The following is a 22,594-nucleotide window of genomic DNA, read 5'->3' as shown; positions in this document are numbered from 1 at the left end:
AAACCTGAGGATGGGTGTCGATCCATGGCGCAGCACGGGCAGGCGTGTTGAAAGTGCGATCGCCTGCACGGAGCCTGCCGAGTATCGGCAATCCCGCAGCGCATGGCGAGCCCGCCATGCTGCTGGATGCGGCGAGGGCTACGCCAATGCCGTACGCGACCCGGCACCCGCCAGCACATGCATCATGTCCACCACGGCATCGAGGGTTCTGGCGACGGGCAAGACGCGCTCGGAAAATATTTCGACCAGCGCCTGGTAGTAGCCGAGCGTGCCATCGCGTCCGCCGGTAAAACGATCGAACACGCGCGTGCCCACGTCGGGGTTTTCCAGATCCTGCACGATGGCCCGCGCGTTGTGCAGCTTGTCGCAGGCGGAGACCAGCAAGGTCTGCTCGGATGCCGCCCGCAGGTGCGCGAGGTAGGCGAGCTTGCGTTCGATCCAGTCGCGGCGTCTGGCCTCGGCGTCGGTGTGGCTGGCCTTGCCTTCGGCGGTGCCGTCGGTGCAGTCCTTGACGATGTCGGCGACGGCGTCGCCGAACTGGGTGCGAATCACCGCTTCGTGCGAGGCGCCGCAGTCTTCCAGCGTGTCGTGCAGCAGGCCGGCGATGGCCTGGTCCTCGCTGCCGCCGAACTCGATCACCAGGCTGGCCACGCCGAGCAGGTGGTAGATGTACGGAATGTGGGAGCCCTTGCGGAACTGCGCGGCGTGGGCGATGCGGGCGTAGTCGACGGCGCGGCTGAAGCGGTCGGTAAGTGCGGTCATATTGTCCCCCGTGGGTGTTTCACCGTGCCCATGATGTCGGTGACACGTCGCAGGGGCCGAGATCACCGGTGTGCATGAGCAGCCGTCTCCCTGTTCCTTCGAGGATCGTGATATCTGGGTTGCCGCGGACGATGGCAGGGATTTCGCCGACACTTTGCCCGACATTTTCCCCGACACCAGGTCAATTGCTCTGCCGGTGAGTGAGCCGGCCACAGGCGAGGGCTGATCGTGCTCTCTTGCTTGTCGTTCTCAAATTGAGTACAAATGTTCTCGAATTGAGAACATGAAACCACTTATCCATCACCTGCTAGGCGAAACCCGAACGGCCATCCTGGCCGCTCTGTTGCTGCACCCCGACAAACCCAGACACGTGCGTGAACTGGTACGCGCCACGGGTGCGTCGCCCGGTACGCTACACCGCGAGTTGAACACGCTGGTCGATTACGGTGTGCTACAGCGCGAGCAGATCGGGCGCCAGGTGTTCTATCGTGCGGACGTGACCTGCTCGGTACTCGGCGAGTTGACCGGCCTGATGCGCAAGACCGCCGGCATGATCGATATCCTGCGCGATGCCCTGCTGCCGCTGGCAGACAAGGCTATCGGCGCCTTCGTCTATGGCTCGATGGCATCCGGCGATACCCACGTGCACAGCGACGTGGACGTGATGGTTGTCGGTACGCTCAGCTTTGCCGATGCGGTGCTGGCACTGCAACCAGCACAGGAGGCCTTGCGGCGAGAGGTGAACCCGACGGTGTTGAGTCTTGAGGAGTTTCGGCAACGCCGGAAGCAGCCGGACAGCTTTGTCGCGCGGGTATGGAAGGAACCGAAACTTTGGCTGATAGGAGAACCCGATGAGCTTGGAAAACCTGGTCAAGACACACCAGATCAAACCGCACGCCACGCATCCGGATGAAGTACAGCGATTGCTGGTTGCCGCCACCCGCAATCTTGCCGATGCGCGCGTCGAAGGCATCAGCGATGAGACGCGCTTCGATGCGGCTTACAAGGCCATCATGCAGTGCGCCCTGGTCGGCCTGATGGCCAATGGCTACCGTCCGTCCACCAGTGTGCCGGGTCATCATCAGACCGTGATCCAGACGTTGTCGCTGACCCTCGGGATACCGCGCGAAAGCTGGATCGTGATGGATGCGCTGCGCAAGAAACGCAACGTCAATGATTATTCCGGCGACCTGATCGAACCGGAATCGGTGCGTGAATGCATTGCGCAGGCGGATGCGCTGTTGAAGCACGCCGGCCAGTGGCTATCGGCGAATCAGCCTGAGCTTCTGATTGACGCCAAATGAAAGAAGCCCCGCAATGCGGGGCTTCCTTTATCAGCGATGGCAAACGGCCATCAGGCGAACGGATCATCCAGCACGATCGTGTCGTCGCGATCCGCACCGGTGGCGACCAGCGCGAGGCGGCAGCCGGAGAGTTCTTCCACCGCGCGCAGGTACGCACGCGCTGCGGGCGGCAGCTTGTTCCAGTCGCGGATGCCGGCGGTGGATTCGCTCCAGCCGGGGAATTCCAGGTAGACCGGCTTGCACTCGTCCCAGCCGTCGGCGTCCAGCGGGGCCAGCTCGCGGCGCTTGCCGCGGTATTCGTAGGCGATGCAGACCTTGATGGTTTCCAGGCCGTCGAGCACGTCGAGCTTGGTGATGGCCAGGCCGTTGATGCCGTTGATCTGGGTGGCGCGCTTGAGCGCGACCAGGTCGATCCAGCCGCAGCGGCGCGGGCGGCCGGTGCTGGCGCCGAACTCGTTGCCGACCTTGCGCAGGCGCTCGCCCATCTCGTCGTTCAACTCGGTCGGGAACGGGCCGCTGCCGACGCGCGTCGCATAGGCCTTGCAGATGCCCAGCACGTAGTCGATGTCGCGCGCGCCCACGCCGGTGCCGGCGAGCGCGCCGCCGATGGTGGTGTTGCTGGAGGTGACGTAGGGATAGGTGCCGTGGTCGATGTCGAGCAGCGCGCCCTGCGCGCCCTCGTACAGGATGTTGCCGCCCTCGGCGCGCACGTCGTGCAGGATGGTGGCGACGTCGTCGACCAGCGGGCGGATGTACTCGCCCCAGGCCAGCGCGTCCTTCAGCACGGTGTCGTAGTCGACCGGCTCGACCTTCAACCACTGGGTGAGGATGAAGTTGTGGTAGTCGACGGCGGTCTTGATCAGCGCCGGCAGTTCGTGCGGGTACATCAGGTCGGCCACGCGCACGCTGCGGCGGGCGACCTTGTCCTCGTACGCCGGACCGATGCCACGGCCGGTGGTGCCGATGGCCTTGCCGCCGGCCGCGATCTCGCGCGCCTTATCGACGGCGATGTGGTACGGCATGATCAGCGGCGTGGCCGGGCTGATCTTGAGGCGCGAGCGCACTTCGACGCCGTTGGCCTCCAGCTCGGCGATCTCGTTGATCAGCGCCTCGGGCGACAGCACCACGCCGTTGCCGATCAGGCACAGCGCGTCGTCACGCAGGATGCCGGAGGGGATCAGGTGCAGGACGGTCTTCTTGCCCTTGATCACCAGCGTGTGGCCGGCGTTGTGGCCGCCCTGGAAGCGCGCCACCGCGCTGACGCGCTCGGTCAACAGGTCGACGATCTTGCCTTTGCCCTCGTCGCCCCACTGTGCGCCAAGGATGACTACTGACTTGCCCATGCTGCTTTACTCCGGATCTTCTCGCTCAGGTTTGTGGTGTCCCGACCACGGGACCACGCGTATCAATGGAAAAACTGCAACAGCACCCATCCGACGACCATCGCACCGGCACCGAACAGCCGCAAGGTGCGTGGCGGCAGTTTCAGCGCTTCGCGCACCATCGCCTGCCAGCCTTTGGGTGCCGCGAACAGCAGCAGCCCCTCGATCACCAGCATCAGGCACAACGCGGCAGTCAGCTGGTGCATCGAGGCACGACTCCGTGGCTCGTGAAAAAACACTTCATGTGGTTTTTTTCAATCGCGAGTCCGGCACAGGTCCGGACTCCCTCACGCGAATCGGGCACTTGCGTGCCTGATTCGCGCCCGGCCATCCATGGCCGGCTGAGAGGCTGTGTGTCACAGTCTCTCAGTGCTTGGAAGCGGGCTGGTCGAAGTAGCGCAGGAATTCGTCGTCGGGTTTCATGATCAGTACGCCCTTGCCGTCCGTAAACGAGGTGCGATACGCGGCGAGGCTGCGGTAGAACGCGAAGAATTCCGGGTCCTGGTTGTAGGCCTGCGCATAGATCGCCGCCGCTTCCGCATCGCCCTCGCCCTTCACCTTGGCCGCGTCGCGATTGGCATCGGCTTTCAGCACCTGCGCCTGGCGATCGGCGTCGGCCTGGATCTTCGCGGCCGACTCCTGGCCGGTGTAGCGCAGTTCGTTGGCCAGCTGCAGGCGCTCGGCACGCATGCGCTTGTATACCGATTCGCTGACTTCGTTGGGCAGGTCGATGCGCTTGATGCGCACGTCGACCACGGCGATGCCGAGGTTCTTGCGCGCCGAGGCGTCGGTCTGTGCGCGCACGCGCTCGGTGATGTCCTTGCGACCGCCGGAGATCAGGTCGGGCAAGGTGCGCGCGTTGAATTCGAAGCGCAACGCATCCTTGACGATCGGGGTGAGCCGCTGCGCGGCCTGCAGCTGGTCGCCGCCGGTTGCCCGGTAATACGCGGCGTTGTCGGCGACGCGCCACTTCACGTAGAAGTCGACGTTGACGCTCTTTTTCTCGGAAGTGAAGTAACGCTCCGGTGGTGCGTCCAGCGACAGGATGCGCTTGTCGAAATGGATCACCTGCTGGATCACCGGCAGCTTGAAGTGCAGCCCCGGCTGATAGTCGGTGTGCACGATGCGGCCGAACTGCAACAGCAATGCGCTGTGCCCTTCGCTGACCACGAACATGCTGTTGAGGCCCAGCAGGACCACCACGACCGCGGCGATGATGGAGCTGATCTTCATCATGGCTGGCTCCCCTTGTCGGCGTTGCTGCCGCTGGTCGGTGCCGTTGCCGGCACGATCGCGCCGACCGTGGCCGAACCGGTGGACGGCGCTGCGGCCGCGCCTTCCAGCGTCGGCAGGTTGATGATGTTGCGACCGTCGGACCCGTCGATCACCTTGGGGTTGTCGGCCATCACCTGCTCCATGGTTTCCAGCCACAGGCGCTTGCGGGTCACGTCCGGGGCTGCCTTGTACTGCTTCAGGATCAGGTCGAAACCGGCGGTATCGCCTTGCGCACGGGCGATTCGCGCCGCCTTGTAGCCGGAGGCTTCGGCGGCGATGCGTGCGGCGGCACCACGGGCCACCGGCACCACCTTGCTGGCATACGCCAGGGCGCCGTTCTCGATGCTCTGCTTGTCCTCGCGGGCGTTGTTGACGTCATCGAAGGCGTCTTTCACCTCGTCCGGCGGGGCCACATTCTGGAAGCTGACCTCGGTCACGCGCAGCCCGGAGTCGTAGCCGTCCAGGGTCTTCTGCAACGCGACCTGGGCCTCGCTGACCAGGCTGGCACCGGCGGCGGACAGGACCTGGTCCATGTCGCTGCTGCCGATCACCGAACGCACGGCCGCTTCGGCGGCGGCACCGATGGTGCCGTCCGGGTCGTTCAGCGAGAACAGGTATTTGCGCGAATCGTCCACCTGGTACTGCACGGTGAAGTCGATCGTGATGATGTTCTCGTCCTTGGTCAGCATCGCCACCTTGTCGGTGACCGAGCGGATCCGCGTGGCCTCGACCTTGGTGACCGACTCGATCGGCTGCGGCAGCTTCAGGTGGAAGCCCGGCGCCAACGTTCGCGAGTACTCGCCGAAGCGCAGCACCACGCCGGCCTGGCGTGCGCCGATGATGGTGTAGCTGCTGAAAAGCAGGCCGACCACGATCAGCACCAAAACGGCGGTGAGGATGCTGCCGGGACCCTGGCCCATCTTGCCCAGGCGGTTCTTCGCGTTGTTGAGCAGGTCTTCCACCGGCGACTTGCCGGATGGACGCTTCCTGTTCCACGGATCGTTCTGCCCGTTCTTGCCGGGTTCATTCCATGCCACGAGTCAGTCTCCTTGAAGCCGTCGGGAGGCCGGCAACCACGGCCGGAACACACGTCGAACCGGGTTACACATGAGATTCAGCCGAAGCTGTCGATGAGTTGCGCAAACCCTTCGGAAGGGCCGCACAAACACTGGATATTCTAGCAGAGCCGGACGGAGTCGAGGGTGTCACTCCGCCACGGCCAGCAGCTCGCGCAGCAACAGGGTTTCGGCCTCGTTGCCGCCGCTGAGCGGGGCGATCACGCTGCGTGGCGCGTCGATGTGCAACTGCCAGCCATGCTCGTCCACGGTTTCGTTGCTGATCGCGCCCGCCGCTTTCAGGCGGGCATGCAGCCGGCCGGCCGTCAACGGCAGTTGCAGTGCGGACTGCACCCGCTCGCCGCCGAGCAGTTCGCCCAACGCCTGGCGCAGCAGGTCGAGGCCGACACCGGTGGCTGCGGACAGCCACACCCGCACCGGCTTGCCGGCGGCGTCGCGGTCGATCCGCGGCTCGGCACCGGCCAGGTCGATCTTGTTCATCACGTGCAGCTGCGGCACCTCGCCGGAGTCGATCTCCTCCAGCACGTTGTCGACCACGCGGTGCAGGTGATCGCGCTCCTCGTCGGCGGCGTCGCTGACGTGCAGCAGCAGGTCGGCGTCGCGCGCCTCGGCCAGGGTGGCGCGGAACGCGGCGACCAGATCGTGCGGCAGCTCGCGGATGAAGCCGACGGTGTCGGCCAGCACGGCCGGGCCGCAGCTGAGGTCCTCCAGCTTGCGCACGGTGGGGTCGAGCGTGGCGAACAACAGGTTCGCGGCGTAGACGTCGCCGGTGGTGAGCGCATTGAACAGGGTCGACTTGCCGGCATTGGTGTAGCCGACCAGGGCCACGCGCGGCACGGTGTTGCGCAGCCGGGAGCGACGCTGCTGTCCGCGCTGGGTCTGCACCTTTTCCAGCCGCTTGGTGAGCATCTTGACCCGCTCGCCGAGCAGGCGGCGGTCGGTTTCCAGCTGGGTTTCGCCGGGGCCGCGGTTGCCGATGGCACCGCCTCGCTGGGCGTCCAGATGGGTCCAGCCGCGCACCAGCCGCGTCGCCAGATGTTTCAACTGGGCCAGCTCCACTTCCAGCTTGCCTTCGTGCGAACGCGCGCGTTGGGCGAAGATGTCCAGGATCAGGCCGGCACGGTCGACCACACGGATGCCCAGGTGCTTCTCGAGGTTGCGCTCCTGCACCGGAGTCAGCAGGTGGTCGACCAGCACCAGGTCGGCGTCCAGCGCACGCGCCGCCTCGGCGACCTCGTCGGCCTTGCCGGTGCCGATGTAGTAGCGCGGATTGGGATCCTCGACCCGGGCCGGGATCACCCCCAGCACCTCGGCGCCGGCGGACTTCACCAGTTCGGCGAATTCCTCGGCGCGACGCGCCGTATCGCCTTCGCCGCGGGAATGCGGCAGGACCAGGACGGCGCGATCGCCTTTCTTTTGTCGGTCAAACACGAGTGGGAGTGATCTCTTTCAGGCACGAACCCACTTCATGCGGGCTGGAAGCCCGTCAATCAAGCTGCCGCTTCGGCGGAACCCGCCGGCGCGTCGGAATGACTGTCGTGCCCCTCGTGACCTTCATGGCCGTCGTGGCCATTGCCGATGCGCACGTTGCGGCTCGGCACCACGGTGGAGATGGCGTGCTTGTAGACCATCTGGCTCACCTGGTTGCGCAGCAACACCACGAACTGGTCGAACGACTCGACCGTCCCCTGCAGCTTGATGCCGTTGACCAGATAGATGGCCACTGGCACGCGTTCGCGCCGCAACGCATTCAAAAACGGATCCTGCAACGATTGCCCTTTGGACATTTCTTGTTCTCCCCTTGCCACGGACAGGTCCGGGAAAAAACGCCGATGGCGCCCCGGCCCAACATGTCTGGATGGTAACTGCTTTCAAGTGCTTGATGAAAGGAGATTTTTGCGTTGGCCAAGTGGACTGGATCACGCTGGCGGCAACAACCGGCCGTCAGCGTGCATCCAACCGGTCGGCCGTACCCAGAAACAACTGCATGGCGTCGATGATTCGCGCGCCCAGGCCGGGGCGATCAGGCTCGAACAGGCGCGCTGCGTGGTCGCTGCGCAGCCAGGTGATCTGCCGTTTGGCCAGCTGGCGGGTGGCGAAGATGGCGCGGTCGCGAAATTCGGCGAGGCTGGCATGGCCGTCCAGGTGCTCCCACGCCTGCCGATAGCCAACCGCACGAATGGCCGGCAGCTCGGGGTGCAGGTCGCCGCGTGCACGCAGCTGGCGCACCTCGTCGAGAAAACCTGCCGCCAGCATCGCGTCGATACGCTGCGCGATGCGCTCGTGCAACACGCCGCGATCCGCCGGCAGCAAGGCCAGCTTGAGTACGCGCCACGGAAAGGGCTCGCCGCTGCCGCCGCGCTGCAGTGCGGACAGCGGCCGGCCAGTCAGCTCGATCACTTCCAGCGCACGCTGCAAACGCTGCACGTCGTTGCGGTCGATGCGCGCGGCGGCAACCGGATCCAGCACGGCCAGCCGTGCATGCATGGCTGGCCAGCCGATCTGCGCGGCCAGCGCGGCAAGTCGCGCACGGGTCGCCGGGTCGGCTTCCGGCAAATCGGACAAGCCTTGCTGCAGCGCGCGGAAATACAGCCCGGTGCCACCGACCAGCAGCGGCACCCTGCCCCGCGAGCTGATCTGCCGCATCAGCGGCAACGCATCGGCGCGAAAATCCGCCGCCGAATACGGCTGCGCCGGATCACGGATGTCGACCAGTGCATGCGGATAGCGCACCAGTGTCGCCGCATCCGGCTTGGCCGTGCCGATGTCCATGCCGCGATAGACCAGCGCCGAATCGACGCTGACCAGCTCCAGCGGGAAACGCTCGCTCAACTCGCAGGCCAGCGCGGTCTTGCCCGAGGCGGTGGGGCCCATCAGGAAGATGGCGAGCGGGCGGGTGTCGATCGGCATCGGCAGAGTGTAAAGGGTGCGTCGCGTGGCGACCCGCCGGGACTCGCGTCGATGGATCTATAATTGGCGCTTCCCCGCCCGCTGCGCGGGCCAACTGACGGACTCCCCATGTCGCAGACGATGAAAGCCCTGGTCAAGCGCAAGCCCGAAGCGGGCATCTGGATGGAAGAAGTACCACTGCCGGTGGTCGGTCCCAACGAGGTGCTGATCAAGATCGAGAAGACCGCGATCTGCGGCACCGACCTGCACATCTACAAGTGGGACGAGTGGAGCCAGCGCACGATCAAGCCGGGCCTGACCATCGGCCATGAATTCGTCGGCCGCATCGTCGAGATCGGCCCGGGCGTGACCGGCTACAAGATCGGCGACCGCGTCTCGGCCGAAGGCCACATCGTCTGCGGCCATTGCCGCAATTGCCGCGCCGGTCGCCAGCACCTGTGCCCGAACACGATCGGCATCGGCGTGAACCGCAACGGCGCGTTCGCCGAATACATGACCATGCCGGCCTCGAACCTGTGGCCGATACCGGACCAGATCCCGTCCGAACTGGCCGCGTTCTTCGACCCGTACGGCAACGCAACGCACTGCGCACTGGAGTTCGACCTGATCGGTGAGGACGTGCTGATCACCGGCGCGGGCCCGATCGGCATCATCGCCGCCGGCATCGCCAAGCACGTCGGTGCCCGCAACGTGGTGGTTACCGACGTCAACGACTACCGGCTGAAGCTGGCCGCCGACATGGGCGCGACCCGCGTGGTGAACGTGACCAACCAGTCGCTGCGCGACGTGGTCAAGGACCTGCACATCGAGGGTTTCGACGTGGGCCTGGAAATGAGCGGCAACCCGCGCGCTTTCAACGACATGCTCGAGTGCATGTATCACGGCGGCAAAGTCGCCATGCTCGGCATCATGCCGCGCGGCGCCGGCATCGACTGGGACAAGGTGATCTTCAAGGGTCTCACCCTGCAGGGCATTTACGGCCGCAAGATGTACGAGACCTGGTACAAGATGACCCAGATGGTGCTGACCGGCTTCCCGCTGCAGAAGGTGCTGACCCACCAGATCGCGATCGACGATTTCCAGAAGGGTTTCGACCTGATGGATGCCGGCACCTGCGGCAAGGTCGTTTGCTCCTGGACCTGAGCGCAAGGCCAGCCGGTCTGCCCTGTCACCCATGCCGTCCGCCGCCCGTTCCAGGTCGGCGGCGGCAGCATCAAATCCGGTCGCGACAGGCGACTCCGACAAAGCCAGGGTTCCAGTGGTGGTGGGCCGCTCGAAACGGTGCCTCCGTCGAGGCGGCTCTTCGGCCACCGGACCGATGATTGGTCTATTTTGCAGAGCCGATCTATAGTCATGCGGGTTGCTCCCCTGGCGGACGCGGGCGCCATCGGCCATGGCTTGCCAGTTGCACCCACCGGAACGAAACCCTTCGATGAATTCCTCCAACACCCCGGAGTCGAAAATGCGCACCTTGCCTTCCCTGCGCATCCTGCTGTGCGAGGACGAGCAGCTGATACGCATGCTGCTGGCCGATACGCTTTCGCACAAAGGGCATCACGTTCTTGAAGCATCGTCCACGAAGGCAGCGCTGCAACACGACCTGGACAGCGTCGACGTGTTGATCACCGACATCGGTTTGCCCGATGGCTCGGGGGTCGACCTGGCGCACGCGGTGCGAATTCGCCGTCCGAACCTGCCGGTGATTTACGCCACCGGACGCGCGGATCACGGGCTGACGCTGGACGCGCATTCGGCAGCCGTGATCAAGCCCTACGGGGCCGAGAAGCTTTTCGAGGCGATCGAGCGAGTGACGAGCCTCGCCCCGTCCGCGTAAAAGCCCCCGCTCGCAACCGGACTTTCACCCGACCAGAGCCGTCCGCTGGAAGGCATGCTCGCACGTCGCGCGCGCGGCCGCAGATGTCGCGGAAGGAAGTCCGCGGGGCCATCCGCTTCGTCGCCAGATCAGCGTGTCGGCCTATTCTTGCGCCACACGGCCAGGATGATGAGGGTGAATGCCGCGAGACGCACGAGATACGCAGCGCTGCTGTCTTCGACGTAGATGTTGGCCGAAGCGACGACGATTTGACCGACGCTGAGCAAGGCGAAGGCCACCGCGAAGGAAAGAAAAAGCACGTCAGCGGTGCGTTTCCAGAATCTCAGGAAAAACATGGCCACGAGCATGTAGCCAAGAGTGACGGCGCCTGAAAGAAAGTAGATCGTCGCCATCGGCTAGTCCCCTTCCCCGTTCCAGATGAAGCCGAACAGCAAGGTCAAAACCGCGGCGAGTGAAACCAGTCCACGGAGAACGGCCAGGTCAAGCCTGGGGAAGACCACCAGATCCAGCACCAGCACAAGGTTGTTCAGCGCGAGCATCGAGAAGCACAACGTGCTCCAGAATAGCAACCCGTTCCGGCTACGACGAAAGCTGCGCCCCAGCATGATGGCGCACAGGCTGGCCGCCAGGAAGCACAGCAGATAGACCGCTGGAGCAAAATAATGGATCACTCTAGCCCTTCTTGAACTTGAAAGCGTCGGCGAACTTGAGCAGGTGGTTCGCCTGCGACCGAATGATCATACGACGAACGGCATCGGGCGAATGTGCGTAGAGCGATCGCGCCGATTTCACCAGCGAGCGAACCTCCGCCGAGGGTGGCGCGTAGCGAAAATACCCCTCCTGTTCCGGCACCAGCAGGCCGGCCGCGTTGAGGTTGTCGACCGCCTGATTCACTACCAATTCGCTCGCGCGCAGTGCAGCGACCATTTCATGACTCGACCAGCAACGCTCGGCGTCATCCGCCAGCAGGAACAGCAGTTCCAGCGACCAGATCGATCGGAATGTCGAGCACAAAAAATCCGATACATTCTTTTCGACCAGCATTACCGAGGGTGCCCCTGATGCGTGAGCGTTCGCGCAGTGCTTTTCGCGCCGGATTGGCAGGCGAACGAGCGACGGCGCGAGGCCTGGATATGGTAGGTCCTGAGTCGCCGGATGCCAAGGCGCCACCGAGGTCGCAAGATCAGCGGGCAGCGGCGGTGCTTCGGCGGCATGTCGGCACCCAGCGCGCACCAAATCCGTTGAACCACGCGGACGCTCCACGCGCAAATTTTCACGCGGCCTTCACGAACCTGCTGGTTGCTTGGCCGTCCAAATGGGAGGCGTTGAGCCCGCGTCATCGGTAAGTCATGATGGACGATGGTTAGTGCCCGTCTGAGCGGTCGGCGACATGCGGCACTCAGCCGCCGACAGGTACGAGGGATGTCACCGGCCTGCCCGAAAGGTGGATGTCCGCGCTCAAGCCAAAAGCTCTGCAGTCGAATTTGTTGAATCAAACTTGGCCCAAAGGCAGACAGCATTGCTGTCGTCTCGAGTTTGGCGCCATCCATTTTGCTGGGCATCGCGCCTCAGCATCCCTTGCGAGTACCCCGATGTCGACAACGGAACCTGCAGTCAGCAACGACACCACTCCCGAGTTCCTCGATCGGCGCGAGCTCATCGCCGCATTCCGGCGATTGCGCCGCGGTGACTTCCATGTCCGGTTGCCTGACGATCTCACCGGGCAGGACGCCGAACTGGCGCGGCTGTTCAATGAGGTGGTCGGTCTCAATGAGCAGATGACGCAGGAATTTCGGCGTCTCTCGATGGTGGTCGGCAAGGAAGGCAAGATCACCCAGCGCGGGCACGTCAGCAATGCCACCGGCGGCTGGGAGAATGCCATCCACGCGGTGAACGATCTGATCGACGACATGATGCAGCCTACCGCCGAAGTGGCCCGCGTGATCGGCGCGGTGGCCAAGGGTGATCTGTCGCAGTCGATGACGGTGGAGATCGATGGCCGCCCGCTTCGCGGTGAGTTCCTGCGTATCGGCAAGGTGGTAAACACCATGGTCGAACAGCTCGCCTCGTTCGCTTCGGAGGTGATCCGCGTGGCGCGAGAGGTCGGTACCGAAGGCAAGCTCGGCGGCCAGGCCACGGTGAAAGGCGTGGCAGGCACCTGGAAGGGCCTTACCGACAACGTCAACGCGATGGCCACCAACCTCACCGGACAGGTTCGCAACATCGCCGAGGTGACCACCGCGGTGGCATCGGGCGACCTGTCCAAGAAGATCACCGTCGAGGTCAAGGGCGAAATGCTCGAGCTGAAGAACACCATCAACGTGATGGTGGATCAGCTCAACTCGTTCGCCTCGGAAGTGACTCGCGTGGCGCGCGAGGTCGGCACCGAGGGCAAGCTCGGCAGTCATGCGCAGGTACCTGGCTTGGCCGGTTCGTGGGCCGATCTCACCGACAACGTCAACGCGATGGCCGGCAACCTCACCGTGCAGTTGCGTGACGTGTCGAAGGTGGCCACCGCCATCGCCACCGGCGACCTGACGCAGAAGATCACGGTCGACGTAAAGGGGGAAATCCTCCAGATCAAGGACGTGATCAACACCATGGTGGACCAGTTGAACGGCTTCGCCTCCGAGGTAACCCGCGTGGCACGCGAAGTGGGTACCGAAGGCAAGCTCGGTGGCCAGGCGCTGGTGCCTGGCGTGGCCGGCACCTGGAAGGACCTCACCGACAACGTCAATCTGATGGCCGACAACCTCACCGGCCAGGTGCGCAATATCGCCGAAGTCACCACCGCGGTTGCCTCCGGCAACCTGTCGAAAAAGATCACGGTGGACGTCAAGGGCGAGATCCTCGAGTTGAAAGACACCATCAACACGATGGTCGATCAGTTGAACGGCTTCGCCTCCGAAGTGACCCGCGTCGCACGCGAAGTGGGTACCGAAGGCAAGCTCGGCGGCCAGGCCCAGGTGCCGGGCGTGGCCGGCACCTGGGCCGACCTGACCGACAACGTGAACCTGATGGCGGCCAACCTCACCGGCCAGGTGCGCAACATCGCCGAGGTGACCACCGCGGTGGCGCGCGGCGACCTGTCCAAGAAGATCACCGTCGACGTCAAGGGCGAAATGCTCGAGCTGAAAGACACCATCAACACGATGGTCGATCAGCTCAATTCATTCGCCTCGGAAGTGACGCGCGTGGCGCGCGAAGTCGGCACCGAAGGCAAGCTCGGCGGCCAGGCCCAGGTGCGCGGCGTGGCCGGCACCTGGAAGGATCTCACCGACAACGTCAACCTGATGGCCGACAACCTCACCGGCCAGGTGCGCAACATCGCCGACGTGACCACGGCAGTGGCGCGGGGCGATTTGTCCAAGAAGATCACGGTGGACGTCAAGGGCGAGATCCTGGCGCTGAAAGACACCATCAACGTGATGGTGGATCAGCTCAACTCGTTCGCCTCGGAGGTGACGCGCGTGGCGCGCGAAGTCGGCACCGAAGGCAAGCTCGGCGGCCAGGCGCAGGTACCCGGCGTGGGCGGCACCTGGAAGGATCTCACCGACAACGTCAACCTGATGGCGACCAACCTGACCAACCAGGTACGCGGCATCGCCGACGTGGTAACCGCGGTGGCGCAAGGCAACCTCAAGCGCAAGCTGGCGGTGGATGCCAAGGGCGAAATCGCGGCGCTGGCCGACACTTTCAACGGCATGATCGAGACACTCGCCACCTTTGCCGACCAGGTCACCAACATGGCGCGTGAGGTCGGCATCGAGGGAAAGCTTGGCGGCCAGGCGCGCGTGCCCGGAGCCGCGGGCCTGTGGCGCGACCTCACCGACAACGTGAACCAACTTGCCGCCAATCTCACCAACCAGGTGCGCTCGATCGCCAATGTGGCCACCGCGGTAACCAAGGGCGACCTTTCCCGCTCGATCGCGGTGGAGGCGTCAGGCGAAATGGCCTCGCTGAAGGACAACATCAACGAGATGATCCGCAACCTCAAGGACCAGACCTTGAAGAACGCGGAACAAGATTGGCTGAAAACCAACCTCGCCCGCTTCTCGCGCATGCTGCAGGGCGAGCGTGACCTGGCCACCGTGTCCAACCTGATCATGTCCGAGCTGGCGCCGCTGGTGAACGCGCAGTACGGCGTGTTCTACGTTGCACGCCGCGAGAACGACGAGACCGTGCTCGACCTCGTCGCCAGCTACGGCGCCGAGAACAAGGACGCGCTCAAGCCGATGTTCAAGCTGCGCGAAGGACTGATCGGCCAATGCGCAGCCGACAAGCGCGCCATGCTGCTGTCCAACGTACCCGGTGAGTTCATCCGGATCGGCTCGGGTCTTGGCCACGCCGCACCGGCCAGTGTCAGCGTGCTGCCGGCATTGTTCGAGGACGACGTAAAGGCGGTGATCGAGCTGGCCTCGTTCAACAGCTTCAACGAAACCCACCAGAGCTTCCTCGATCAGCTGATGGAATCGGTCGGCATCGTGCTCAACACGATCGCCGCGACCATGCGCACCGAAGGCCTGCTCAAGCAGTCGCAGTTGCTGACGCAGGAACTCCAGGCGCGCCAGACCGAGCTCACCACCAAGCAGGAAGAGCTGCACGTCACCAACGAAGAGCTGAAGGAAAAAGCCCAGCTGCTGGAAAATGAAAAGAAACAGGTGGAAGCTAAGAACTTCGAGATCGACCTGGCCCGCCGCGCTGTCGAGGAGAAAGCCGAACAGCTGGCGCTCACCTCAAAGTACAAGTCCGAGTTCCTGGCCAACATGAGCCACGAACTGCGCACTCCGCTGAACTCGTTGTTGATACTGTCCCGCCTTCTGGCCGACAACCCGCACGGCAACCTCAACGAAAAACAGACCGAGTTCGCGCGCACCATCCATTCGGCCGGCTCCGATCTGCTCAGCCTGATCAACGACATCCTCGACTTGTCGAAAATCGAGTCGGGCACGGTGTCGATCGAAATCGCCGACATGCCGCTCATCAGCCTCAAGCAGCATATGGAACGCACCTTCCGCCAGCTGGCTGCCGACAAGAACCTGCAGTTCAGCGTGGAGTTCGACAGCGCACTGCCTGACTCCATCCAGACCGACGAAAAACGCCTGCAACAGGTCGTGTTGAACCTGCTTTCCAATGCCTTCAAGTTCACGACCAACGGCAGCGTGACGCTGGCGGTGAACCGGGTGGCCAGCGGCTGGAGTGCCCATCACCCGATATTGCGCGATGCGCAACATGCGATCGCCATAGCCGTGACGGACACGGGTATCGGCATCGCGAAAGACAAGCAGAAGCTGATCTTCGAAGCGTTCCAGCAGGCCGACGGCACCACCAGCCGCAAGTACGGCGGCACGGGCCTGGGATTGTCGATCAGCCGCGAGATCGCACGTCTCCTCGGCGGGGAACTGCAGGTGCGTTCCACCTTCGGCGAGGGCTCCACGTTCACCCTGTTCGTGCCATTGGAGGCGACAGGGTCGGTGGCGTTGCCCGATGGTGCCAGCAGCGCACGCTACGACAACAGCGGTGCAACGGTACCCAACGTCCTGGTCAGCCGCATGGAAGTGATCGACGATCGCGAAGCGCTGGGCGATTCGCCCTTTGTGCTGATTGTCGAGGACGATCCTGCGTTCGCCGCCATACTGCTGGATATCGCCAGGGAAACCGGTCTCAAGGGCGTGGTATCTACCGCAGGCGCCGGTACTCTGGCGTTGACGCGCAAGCTGCAACCGCATGCGATCACGCTGGATCTTGGCCTGTCCGACATCGACGGATTGGTGCTGCTGGATTTGCTCAAGCATGATCCGCAAACGATGCACATACCGGTTCAGGTGATCTCTGGCGCAGAAAAACTCCGCTCGGCGCTCTCACTGGGAGCGCTCGGCGTCACCGAAAAACCCGCGACTTCGGAGCAGCTTGCCAGTGTGTTCGCCGAGCTGGCACGCCATGTACGCGAAGCGTTCACCAACCGATCGCAGATCATTGCCCGGGTGCCCGACGATCCCGCCGCAGCGCTGCGCGCGGCTCCTGAGCTGGCGGGCGCAAAAATCCTCATCATCGATGACGATATCCGCAATATCTATTCGTTGACCGGTGTACTGGAGAGCTACGGCGTGGAGGTGCTGCATGCCGAAACCGGCCGCGACGGTATCGCCCTGCTGGAGTTGAATCCGGACATCGATGTGGCGTTGATCGACATCATGATGCCGGAGATGGACGGCTACGAGACGATGCGACGAATCCGCGCACAACCCGCCACCGCAGGGGTGCCGTTGATTGCCGTGACCGCCAAGGCGATGAAGGGCGACCGCCAGAAATGCCTGGATGCAGGCGCTTCGGATTACATCGCCAAGCCGGTCGACATCGAGTTGCTGCTGGCCCTCCTGCGCGTCGGGTTGGCTCGGTCGACCGACCGCACGCCGATCGGGGAAGCTTGATCATGTATTCCGGAACGCGCTCAAGCAGCAGCCGCGCCGCGCGCGACGATCGCATGGCGCCGCCCGGTGCAGCCGAACGGGCGCGCATTCTGGTCGTCGACGACGACGAGCGCAACCTGCTGGCCATCCAGACAGTACTGGATGACATTGGCGACGTGGTACTGGCCAAGACCGGCGAGGATGCACTACGCCAACTGCTCATGGGAGAGTTCGCGGTTATTCTTCTGGACGTCTATATGCCGGGAATGGATGGCTACGAAACCGCACGCATCATTCGCGGTCGCGAGCAGACCAGGCGCATTCCGATCATCTTTCTTTCGGCGATCAACAAGGAACACGAACACCTGATGCGCGGGTATTCGATGGGCGCCGTCGATTACGTGTTCAAGCCGGTCGAACCGATCGTGTTGCGATCCAAGGCTGCGGTATTCGTCGACCTGTTCCAGATGACGCGCGAAATCCGGCGCAAGGCACAGCAGGAGCAGCAGTTGCTCGACGCCAACCTGCATACCAACGCCGAGCTGTTGCGCGCGGAGCAGGAATTGCGTCGTTCCGAGCAGCGCCAGGCGATCATCATCGAATCGCTGCCGATCCTTCTCTACCTCGAAGATCCACAAGCCTCGCCGCGCGTCCCCAAGTTCATCACCGGCAATTTTCGATTGCTCACGGGATTCGATTTCAAGGAAATTCTCGGCACGCCCACCTTGTGGCGCGACCGCCTGCACCCGGATGATCGCGAGCGGGCGATCGCCGCTTTCGAGAGCGGGCGCGAGGGTCGCGGTTACTCGGTGGAATATCGCTGGCTATGTGCCGACGGTACCTACAAGCATTTTCTCGACCAGGCGGTGCTGCTGCGCGACGGTGCGAGCGGCGCGATGGAATACGCCGGCACCCTCCTCGACGTCACCGAGCGCAAGGATCTCGAATCACAGCTTCTGCACGTACGCAAGATGGACGCCATCGGCCAGCTCAGCGGTGGCATCGCGCACGACTTCAACAATCTGCTTGCCGCCGTCCTCAGTGGACTGGAGTTGCTGCAGCGGCGCGCACGGCTCGCACCGGAGCATCGCCCGATCCTCGACATGACCCGGCACGCGGCACAGCAGGGTAGCGAGGTGGTCTCGCGCCTGCTGGCGTTCGCACGCAAGCAGAACCTGGAGCCGACGTGCATCGATCTGCACGCGCTTTCCAGTGCGGTCAACCAGCTCCTGGCGCACACGCTGGGTGGCCTGGTGATGCTGGAGTGGGAACTGCCTGCCGACCTGTGGCAGCCCTATGCCGACGAAGCGCAGTTGGAACTGGCCCTGATGAATCTCGCCATCAACGCCCGTGACGCCATGCCCGAGGGCGGCACCATCCGCATAAGCGGCCGCAATGTGACTGTCGATGGTGAGAACGAAGCTGGCATGACGTCAGGGCATTACGTGGCGATATCGGTCGCCGATACGGGCAGCGGGATTCCGGCCGAACTGCTGGAGCGTGTGGCCGAACCGTTCTTCACCACCAAGGCGGTGGGCAAAGGCACCGGCCTCGGGCTCAGCATGGTTTATGGTTTTGCGCAGCAGTCCGGTGGCACCTTGCGCATCGAAAGCGAGCTGGGCCGCGGTACCTGCATGACGATCTGGCTGCCGCGCGCATCGGCGACGAGTGCCCTCGCCGCTGGTGAGATTCACGCGGATGCAGCCGAGGAGACCTCCCCACCGGCCAGACATATTCTGCTGGTCGACGATCACGAAGGCGTGCGCGCGGCGACCGCCGCGCTTCTTTCCGACATGGGCCACCACGACACCACGGCAACCGACGGTGCCGAGGTGGCCGAGTTGCAGCAGCAGGGCCTCGCCACGATCGACCTGGTCGTGAGCGACTACGCGATGCCGCTGGTTTCGGGGGTCGAGATCATCCGACGGCTGCGCGCCGACAAGCCGCAGTTGCCTGCCGTGATCATCACCGGCTATGCCGAGACCGATGTACTCACTGGAGCGCCGGAGGGAGTAATCATCCTCACCAAGCCGTTCACGTCGGCAAGCTTGCAGGAAGCCATCGGCGTGGCCGAGCGCTGGTTCGGGAATTCGAACCGTCCGGAGCAAATGCTCGGGGCATCCTGACCCAGTCGGAGCGCACGCGTGGATTTGCCCCTGCATTGATCGTCACGGCGCGCGACGACCGGCTGGCGTCCTCTACAATGAGGTTTTCCCCACCGTCGGAACCCACATGAGCTACTCAGCCAAGGCGCGCTATGCGAGCGAACTCGACGCCATCCGCGAACAGGGCCTGTTCAAGGCCGAACGCATCATCGTCTCGCCGCAGTCGGCCGAGATCGAGCTGGAAGGCGGCCGCAAGGTACTGAACTTCTGCGCCAACAACTACCTCGGCCTGGCCGATCACCCCGAGGTGATCCAGGCCGCCAAGGACGCGCTGGATACGCACGGCTTCGGCATGGCCAGCGTGCGTTTCATCTGCGGCACGCAGGACCTGCACAAGCAGCTGGAAGCGAAGATCGCCGCGTTCTTCGGCACCGAGGACACCGTCCTCTACGCCGCCTGCTTCGACGCCAACGGCGGCCTGTTCGAACCGCTGCTGGGCGAGGAAGACGCGGTGATTTCCGATGCGCTGAACCACGCCTCGATCATCGACGGCATCCGCCTGTGCAAGGCCCGGCGCTTTCGCTACGCGAACAGCGACATGGCCGATCTGGAGAAGCAGTTGCAAGCCGCCGACGCAGCCGGTGCGCGCACCAAGCTGATCAGCACGGACGGCTCGTTCTCGATGGACGGCTTCATCGCGAAGCTCGACGAAATCACCGCCCTGGCGGCGAAGTACGATGCCATGGTGCATATCGACGAATGCCATTGCACCGGCTTCCTCGGCGACACCGGCCGCGGCGCCGCCGAGGTCAATGGCGTGATGGACAAGATCGACATCTTCACCGGTACCCTGGGCAAGGCACTCGGCGGCGCGCTCGGCGGTTTCACCACCGGCCGCAAGGAGGTTATCGAGTTGCTGCGCCAGCGCTCGCGCCCTTACCTGTTCTCCAACTCGCTGCCGCCGCACGTGGTCGCCGCCGCGATCAAGGTATTCGACATGCTGGCCAGCGCCGGCGACCTGCGCGACAGGCTCAAGGAAAACACGCGCTACTTCCGCGAGCAGATGACCGCCGCCGGCTTCGACATCAAGCCTGGCGTGCACCCGATCGTGCCGGTGATGATCTACGACGCACCGAAGGCGCAGGCGATGGCCACCGCCCTGCTGGAAGAAGGCATCTACGTCACCGGCTTCTTCTACCCGGTGGTGCCACAGGGCCAGGCGCGCATCCGCACGCAGATGAGCGCGGCGCACACGCGCGAACACCTGGATCGTGCGATCGCCGCGTTCACCAAGGTCGGCAAGCAACTTGGCGTCATCGGCAACTGACTGCCATTCCCGGAGTGCGATTGGCGCGCTCCGGGAAACGCCGATCACTGCTTTCGGGTATCCACGGCACGGATCTCGTCGGCGCTCAGTCGTCGCCACTGTCCTTTCGGCAGATCACCCAACGCCAGCGATCCGATGGCCACGCGGATCAGGCGCAACACGTCGAAACCGAGCGCGGCCAGCAATCGGCGGATGTGACGATTGCGGCCTTCATCCAGCACTACTTCCAGCCACGCATTTTTCTCGCCCGCACGCAGCAGGGCAACCCGCCTCGCCTTCAGCACATCGCCGCCATCGGCGATGCCGGCCTTCATCGCCGCAAGTACGGCAGCATCCGGCTGGCCGGCCACCTGCACGTGATAGGTCTTTTCCAGATGGCTCACCGGATCGGTAATGGCCGCCGCCCAGCCCGTGTCATTGCTCAACAGCAGCAGTCCTTCGCTGGCCTTGTCCAGACGGCCCACCGGTCCCAGCCACGGCAGGCCGGCGGCAGCCAGCGCCGTATAGACCGTCTCACGTCCCTGCTCGTCGGCGGCGCTGACAATCAATCCGCGCGGCTTGTTGAAAGCGACATGGACATGTTCGGCGGCTTTCACCGGCTGGCCGTCAACGGCAATCTGCTGTCGATCCATCAGCACTGGTCGATACGGATCACGCACCACGCAACCATCCAGGCTGACCCGGCCGGCGCGAACCCATTGCTCGGCCTGGCTGCGCGAACATGTCCCGAGTTTGGACAAAACCCGCGCCAGCCCATGTCTTGGCGACGAAACCGCTGCGGCATGGGGGGTTGCGGAGCGAGGGGTGCGGGGCATCCCGATAGCGTATAGGCGATTGTCGAGTCACGACAAGGACAAACCATGTCCCGGAAGCTTTGGCCGGGGTTTTTCAGGAGCAAAAAAAACCCGGCCGAAGCCGGGTTTTTCATTACTGCATTACTGCGGCTCGATTACTGCTGAACCTGCAGTTCCGTACGACGGTTCTGCGCACGACCGGAGTCGGTTGCATTGTCGCCAATCGGATTGCTTTCACCATGACCGATCGGGCCTTCCAGGCGGCTGGCGTCGATACCGTGGCTGGTCAGGTAGTCATACACGATTTTCGCGCGACGCTCGGACAGGCTCTGGTTGTATTCGTCGGTACCCTTCGAGTCGGTGTAACCGGCAACCGTCACATGCACCTGCGGATAACGCTGCAGGGTATCGACGGCCTGGTTCAGCACCGCGATCGAATCGGCACTCGGCTCGGCCAGCGACTTCGAGATGTCGGTCTCGCCCTTCTTCGGGCGATCGAACTTGAAGTTCACGCCGCGCAGGTCGATGACAACCTTCTGTGCGCAACCATCCGGACCGACGATGGTGCCGGCCGTGGTACCCGGGCACTTGTCGTCGCAATCGTTGACGCTGTCGCCATCGCTGTCGAGGGTGGAGCAATCCGGCGGCGGCGGGGTCGCCGCGACCGGGGCCGGAGCTGCTGCTGCCGGAGCGCCGAAGCGCGAGACCACGCTGAAGCCAAGGAACCAGTCGCCGTAACCGCTCTTGTTCGACTGGGTCTTGTTGTCATGGTCGTAACGGTAACCGGCCTCGAGACGAATGTCCGAGCTGTCGGAAACCGTCTTGGACACGCCGCCACCCAGTTCAGCCGCCGGCGACCAACCGCTTTCGTTGGCCGTCTGGTGGTGGCTGCCCATCAGGCCAGCCAGCAGGTACGGACGCCATGCGTTCCAGTCTCCGGCGTAGAAACGTGCGGCAACGCCGATCGTGTTGTTCGCCCAACCTTCACCACTGCGGCCGCCGCCAGCTGCGGCGCCAGCATCGCGATTACGCTTGGTGCGATCGATAAACGCATCGACCGACATGTTCGGCGTGAAGAAACGACCAAAACCGAGGCCATAATAAAACTGGCGGCTATTGGTATTGCGGTCGCCATCGTTGTAATAGCCGCCAATGGTCGGAGCGATATACCAGCGACCGTCATAGGTCGAGGTGGCCGTGGCCGTGGTGGCAGCATCGGCGGGGGCGGAAATGTCCTGCGCATGAACGGCACCTACGCCGCCCAGGGCCAGCGCTATCAGAAAATACAAGCCCTTACGTTTCATCAGGTGTCTCCTCATTAATTAGGTTTTCGCGTCCGTTCGACCCCAACTGGAAGTCGCGCGTCAGAACTGAACTACGTCATTCAGAGCTTTGTGGTAGCCCCTGCTTGGCGT

General features: G+C 63.8%; 20 protein-coding genes. 7 read left to right on the top strand and 13 right to left on the bottom strand.

The window, feature by feature from the left end; genetic code table 11:
* Positions 1–138: 138 nt before the first annotated feature.
* Positions 139–762 (bottom strand): HD domain-containing protein, encoded by a 624-nt coding sequence (locus CIW53_RS16080; protein WP_149365739.1) that lies wholly within the window; start codon positions 760–762, stop codon positions 139–141.
* Between the two features lie 283 nt (positions 763–1,045).
* Between CIW53_RS16080 and CIW53_RS16075 the strand changes: the two genes are divergently transcribed.
* Together CIW53_RS16075 and CIW53_RS16070 are read left to right on the top strand one after the other, a co-directional pair.
* Entirely contained in the window at positions 1,046–1,675 is a 630-nt protein-coding gene (locus CIW53_RS16075) for a helix-turn-helix domain-containing protein (protein WP_149365738.1), read from the top strand.
* Complete coding sequence (locus CIW53_RS16070; protein WP_149365737.1) at positions 1,614–2,066, top strand: DNA-binding protein; 453 nt, start codon at positions 1,614–1,616, stop codon at positions 2,064–2,066. The genes CIW53_RS16075 and CIW53_RS16070 overlap by 62 nt, the downstream gene beginning before the upstream one ends.
* Positions 2,067–2,116: 50 nt before the next feature.
* Here CIW53_RS16070 and CIW53_RS16065 read toward each other — a convergent pair whose 3' ends face one another.
* The 7 genes from CIW53_RS16065 to miaA form a co-directional block, all read right to left on the bottom strand.
* Positions 2,117–3,409, bottom strand: a complete 1,293-nt coding sequence (locus tag CIW53_RS16065; RefSeq protein WP_149365736.1) for an adenylosuccinate synthase — start codon at positions 3,407–3,409, stop codon at positions 2,117–2,119.
* 62 nt (positions 3,410–3,471) lie between these two features.
* Positions 3,472–3,654 (bottom strand): DUF2065 domain-containing protein, encoded by a 183-nt coding sequence (locus CIW53_RS16060; protein ID WP_149365735.1) that lies wholly within the window; start codon positions 3,652–3,654, stop codon positions 3,472–3,474.
* Between the two features lie 160 nt (positions 3,655–3,814).
* On the bottom strand, positions 3,815–4,681 hold the full coding sequence (gene hflC, locus CIW53_RS16055) for a protease modulator HflC (RefSeq protein WP_149365852.1): 867 nt from the start codon (positions 4,679–4,681) through the stop codon (positions 3,815–3,817).
* The gene (hflK, locus tag CIW53_RS16050) at positions 4,681–5,760 is read right to left on the bottom strand and encodes an FtsH protease activity modulator HflK (RefSeq protein WP_149365734.1); all 1,080 of its coding nucleotides are present in this window, start codon (positions 5,758–5,760) and stop codon (positions 4,681–4,683) included. The genes hflC and hflK overlap by 1 nt, the downstream gene beginning before the upstream one ends.
* 168 nt (positions 5,761–5,928) lie before the next feature.
* On the bottom strand, positions 5,929–7,230 hold the full coding sequence (gene hflX / locus CIW53_RS16045; RefSeq protein ID WP_149365733.1) for a ribosome rescue GTPase HflX: 1,302 nt from the start codon (positions 7,228–7,230) through the stop codon (positions 5,929–5,931).
* 59 nt (positions 7,231–7,289) lie between these two features.
* Complete coding sequence (gene hfq, locus CIW53_RS16040; RefSeq protein ID WP_149365732.1) at positions 7,290–7,586, bottom strand: RNA chaperone Hfq; 297 nt, start codon at positions 7,584–7,586, stop codon at positions 7,290–7,292.
* Positions 7,587–7,743: 157 nt separating this feature from the next.
* On the bottom strand, positions 7,744–8,709 hold the full coding sequence (miaA, locus tag CIW53_RS16035) for a tRNA (adenosine(37)-N6)-dimethylallyltransferase MiaA (protein ID WP_149365731.1): 966 nt from the start codon (positions 8,707–8,709) through the stop codon (positions 7,744–7,746).
* A 108-nt stretch (positions 8,710–8,817) separates the two neighbouring features.
* Between miaA and tdh the strand changes: the two genes are divergently transcribed.
* Complete coding sequence (gene tdh, locus CIW53_RS16030; RefSeq protein WP_172969701.1) at positions 8,818–9,852, top strand: L-threonine 3-dehydrogenase; 1,035 nt, start codon at positions 8,818–8,820, stop codon at positions 9,850–9,852.
* A gap of 289 nt (positions 9,853–10,141) precedes the next feature.
* The gene (locus tag CIW53_RS16025; RefSeq protein WP_172969700.1) at positions 10,142–10,543 is read left to right on the top strand and encodes a response regulator; all 402 of its coding nucleotides are present in this window, start codon (positions 10,142–10,144) and stop codon (positions 10,541–10,543) included.
* 128 nt (positions 10,544–10,671) lie between these two features.
* On the opposite strand, the gene CIW53_RS16020 is transcribed toward CIW53_RS16025, so the two are convergent.
* Genes CIW53_RS16020 through CIW53_RS16010 form a run of 3 tightly spaced genes read right to left on the bottom strand, consistent with a single transcriptional unit; the run spans position 10,672 to position 11,587 of the window.
* The gene (locus tag CIW53_RS16020) at positions 10,672–10,935 is read right to left on the bottom strand and encodes a DUF5985 family protein (RefSeq protein WP_149365729.1); all 264 of its coding nucleotides are present in this window, start codon (positions 10,933–10,935) and stop codon (positions 10,672–10,674) included.
* 3 nt (positions 10,936–10,938) lie between these two features.
* Positions 10,939–11,214 carry a DUF5985 family protein gene (locus CIW53_RS16015; protein WP_197736682.1) on the bottom strand — a complete coding sequence of 92 codons (276 nt, stop codon included), beginning with the start codon at positions 11,212–11,214 and terminating at the stop codon, positions 10,939–10,941.
* 1 nt (position 11,215) lies between these two features.
* Positions 11,216–11,587, bottom strand: a complete 372-nt coding sequence (locus CIW53_RS16010) for a hypothetical protein (protein ID WP_149365728.1) — start codon at positions 11,585–11,587, stop codon at positions 11,216–11,218.
* A gap of 548 nt (positions 11,588–12,135) precedes the next feature.
* Between CIW53_RS16010 and CIW53_RS16005 the strand changes: the two genes are divergently transcribed.
* The 3 genes from CIW53_RS16005 to kbl all read left to right on the top strand — a co-directional run bounded on the left by CIW53_RS16005 (position 12,136) and on the right by kbl (position 20,385).
* A complete protein-coding gene (locus CIW53_RS16005) occupies positions 12,136–16,974 on the top strand; it encodes a HAMP domain-containing protein (RefSeq protein WP_149365727.1) in 4,839 nt (1,612 codons plus the stop codon).
* A 2-nt stretch (positions 16,975–16,976) separates the two neighbouring features.
* A complete protein-coding gene (locus CIW53_RS16000; RefSeq protein ID WP_172969699.1) occupies positions 16,977–19,079 on the top strand; it encodes a response regulator in 2,103 nt (700 codons plus the stop codon).
* A gap of 106 nt (positions 19,080–19,185) precedes the next feature.
* Entirely contained in the window at positions 19,186–20,385 is a 1,200-nt protein-coding gene (kbl, locus tag CIW53_RS15995) for a glycine C-acetyltransferase (protein WP_149365725.1), read from the top strand.
* A 44-nt stretch (positions 20,386–20,429) separates the two neighbouring features.
* Here kbl and CIW53_RS15990 read toward each other — a convergent pair whose 3' ends face one another.
* Both CIW53_RS15990 and CIW53_RS15985 read right to left on the bottom strand, forming a co-directional pair.
* Positions 20,430–21,200, bottom strand: a complete 771-nt coding sequence (locus CIW53_RS15990; protein WP_149365724.1) for a pseudouridine synthase — start codon at positions 21,198–21,200, stop codon at positions 20,430–20,432.
* Between the two features lie 134 nt (positions 21,201–21,334).
* On the bottom strand, positions 21,335–22,483 hold the full coding sequence (locus tag CIW53_RS15985) for an OmpA family protein (protein ID WP_149365723.1): 1,149 nt from the start codon (positions 22,481–22,483) through the stop codon (positions 21,335–21,337).
* Positions 22,484–22,594 lie beyond the last annotated feature (111 nt).

Origin of the sequence: Rhodanobacter sp. T12-5, from assembly GCF_008329435.1 — a bacterium.
Classification (GTDB): domain Bacteria; phylum Pseudomonadota; class Gammaproteobacteria; order Xanthomonadales; family Rhodanobacteraceae; genus Rhodanobacter.
Note: the sequence above shows the minus strand (reverse complement) of the source record. Positions and strands in the feature narration are given on the sequence as shown.

What these genes read in the sequence shown, in the direction of transcription:
- CIW53_RS15990 (WP_149365724.1), bottom strand. Translation starts at nt 21,200, where the DNA reads ATGCCCCGCACCCCTCGCTCCGCAACCCCCCATGCCGCAGCGGTTTCG.
- CIW53_RS15985 (WP_149365723.1), bottom strand. Translation starts at nt 22,483, where the DNA reads ATGAAACGTAAGGGCTTGTATTTTCTGATAGCGCTGGCCCTGGGCGGC.
- CIW53_RS16005 (WP_149365727.1), top strand. Translation starts at nt 12,136, where the DNA reads ATGTCGACAACGGAACCTGCAGTCAGCAACGACACCACTCCCGAGTTC.
- hflC (WP_149365852.1), bottom strand. Translation starts at nt 4,681, where the DNA reads ATGAAGATCAGCTCCATCATCGCCGCGGTCGTGGTGGTCCTGCTGGGC.
- hfq (WP_149365732.1), bottom strand. Translation starts at nt 7,586, where the DNA reads ATGTCCAAAGGGCAATCGTTGCAGGATCCGTTTTTGAATGCGTTGCGG.
- CIW53_RS16070 (WP_149365737.1), top strand. Translation starts at nt 1,614, where the DNA reads ATGAGCTTGGAAAACCTGGTCAAGACACACCAGATCAAACCGCACGCC.
- CIW53_RS16060 (WP_149365735.1), bottom strand. Translation starts at nt 3,654, where the DNA reads ATGCACCAGCTGACTGCCGCGTTGTGCCTGATGCTGGTGATCGAGGGG.
- CIW53_RS16075 (WP_149365738.1), top strand. Translation starts at nt 1,046, where the DNA reads ATGAAACCACTTATCCATCACCTGCTAGGCGAAACCCGAACGGCCATC.
- CIW53_RS16080 (WP_149365739.1), bottom strand. Translation starts at nt 762, where the DNA reads ATGACCGCACTTACCGACCGCTTCAGCCGCGCCGTCGACTACGCCCGC.
- tdh (WP_172969701.1), top strand. Translation starts at nt 8,818, where the DNA reads ATGTCGCAGACGATGAAAGCCCTGGTCAAGCGCAAGCCCGAAGCGGGC.
- CIW53_RS16010 (WP_149365728.1), bottom strand. Translation starts at nt 11,587, where the DNA reads ATGCTGGTCGAAAAGAATGTATCGGATTTTTTGTGCTCGACATTCCGA.
- CIW53_RS16000 (WP_172969699.1), top strand. Translation starts at nt 16,977, where the DNA reads ATGTATTCCGGAACGCGCTCAAGCAGCAGCCGCGCCGCGCGCGACGAT.
- miaA (WP_149365731.1), bottom strand. Translation starts at nt 8,709, where the DNA reads ATGCCGATCGACACCCGCCCGCTCGCCATCTTCCTGATGGGCCCCACC.
- CIW53_RS16025 (WP_172969700.1), top strand. Translation starts at nt 10,142, where the DNA reads ATGAATTCCTCCAACACCCCGGAGTCGAAAATGCGCACCTTGCCTTCC.
- CIW53_RS16065 (WP_149365736.1), bottom strand. Translation starts at nt 3,409, where the DNA reads ATGGGCAAGTCAGTAGTCATCCTTGGCGCACAGTGGGGCGACGAGGGC.
- kbl (WP_149365725.1), top strand. Translation starts at nt 19,186, where the DNA reads ATGAGCTACTCAGCCAAGGCGCGCTATGCGAGCGAACTCGACGCCATC.
- CIW53_RS16020 (WP_149365729.1), bottom strand. Translation starts at nt 10,935, where the DNA reads ATGGCGACGATCTACTTTCTTTCAGGCGCCGTCACTCTTGGCTACATG.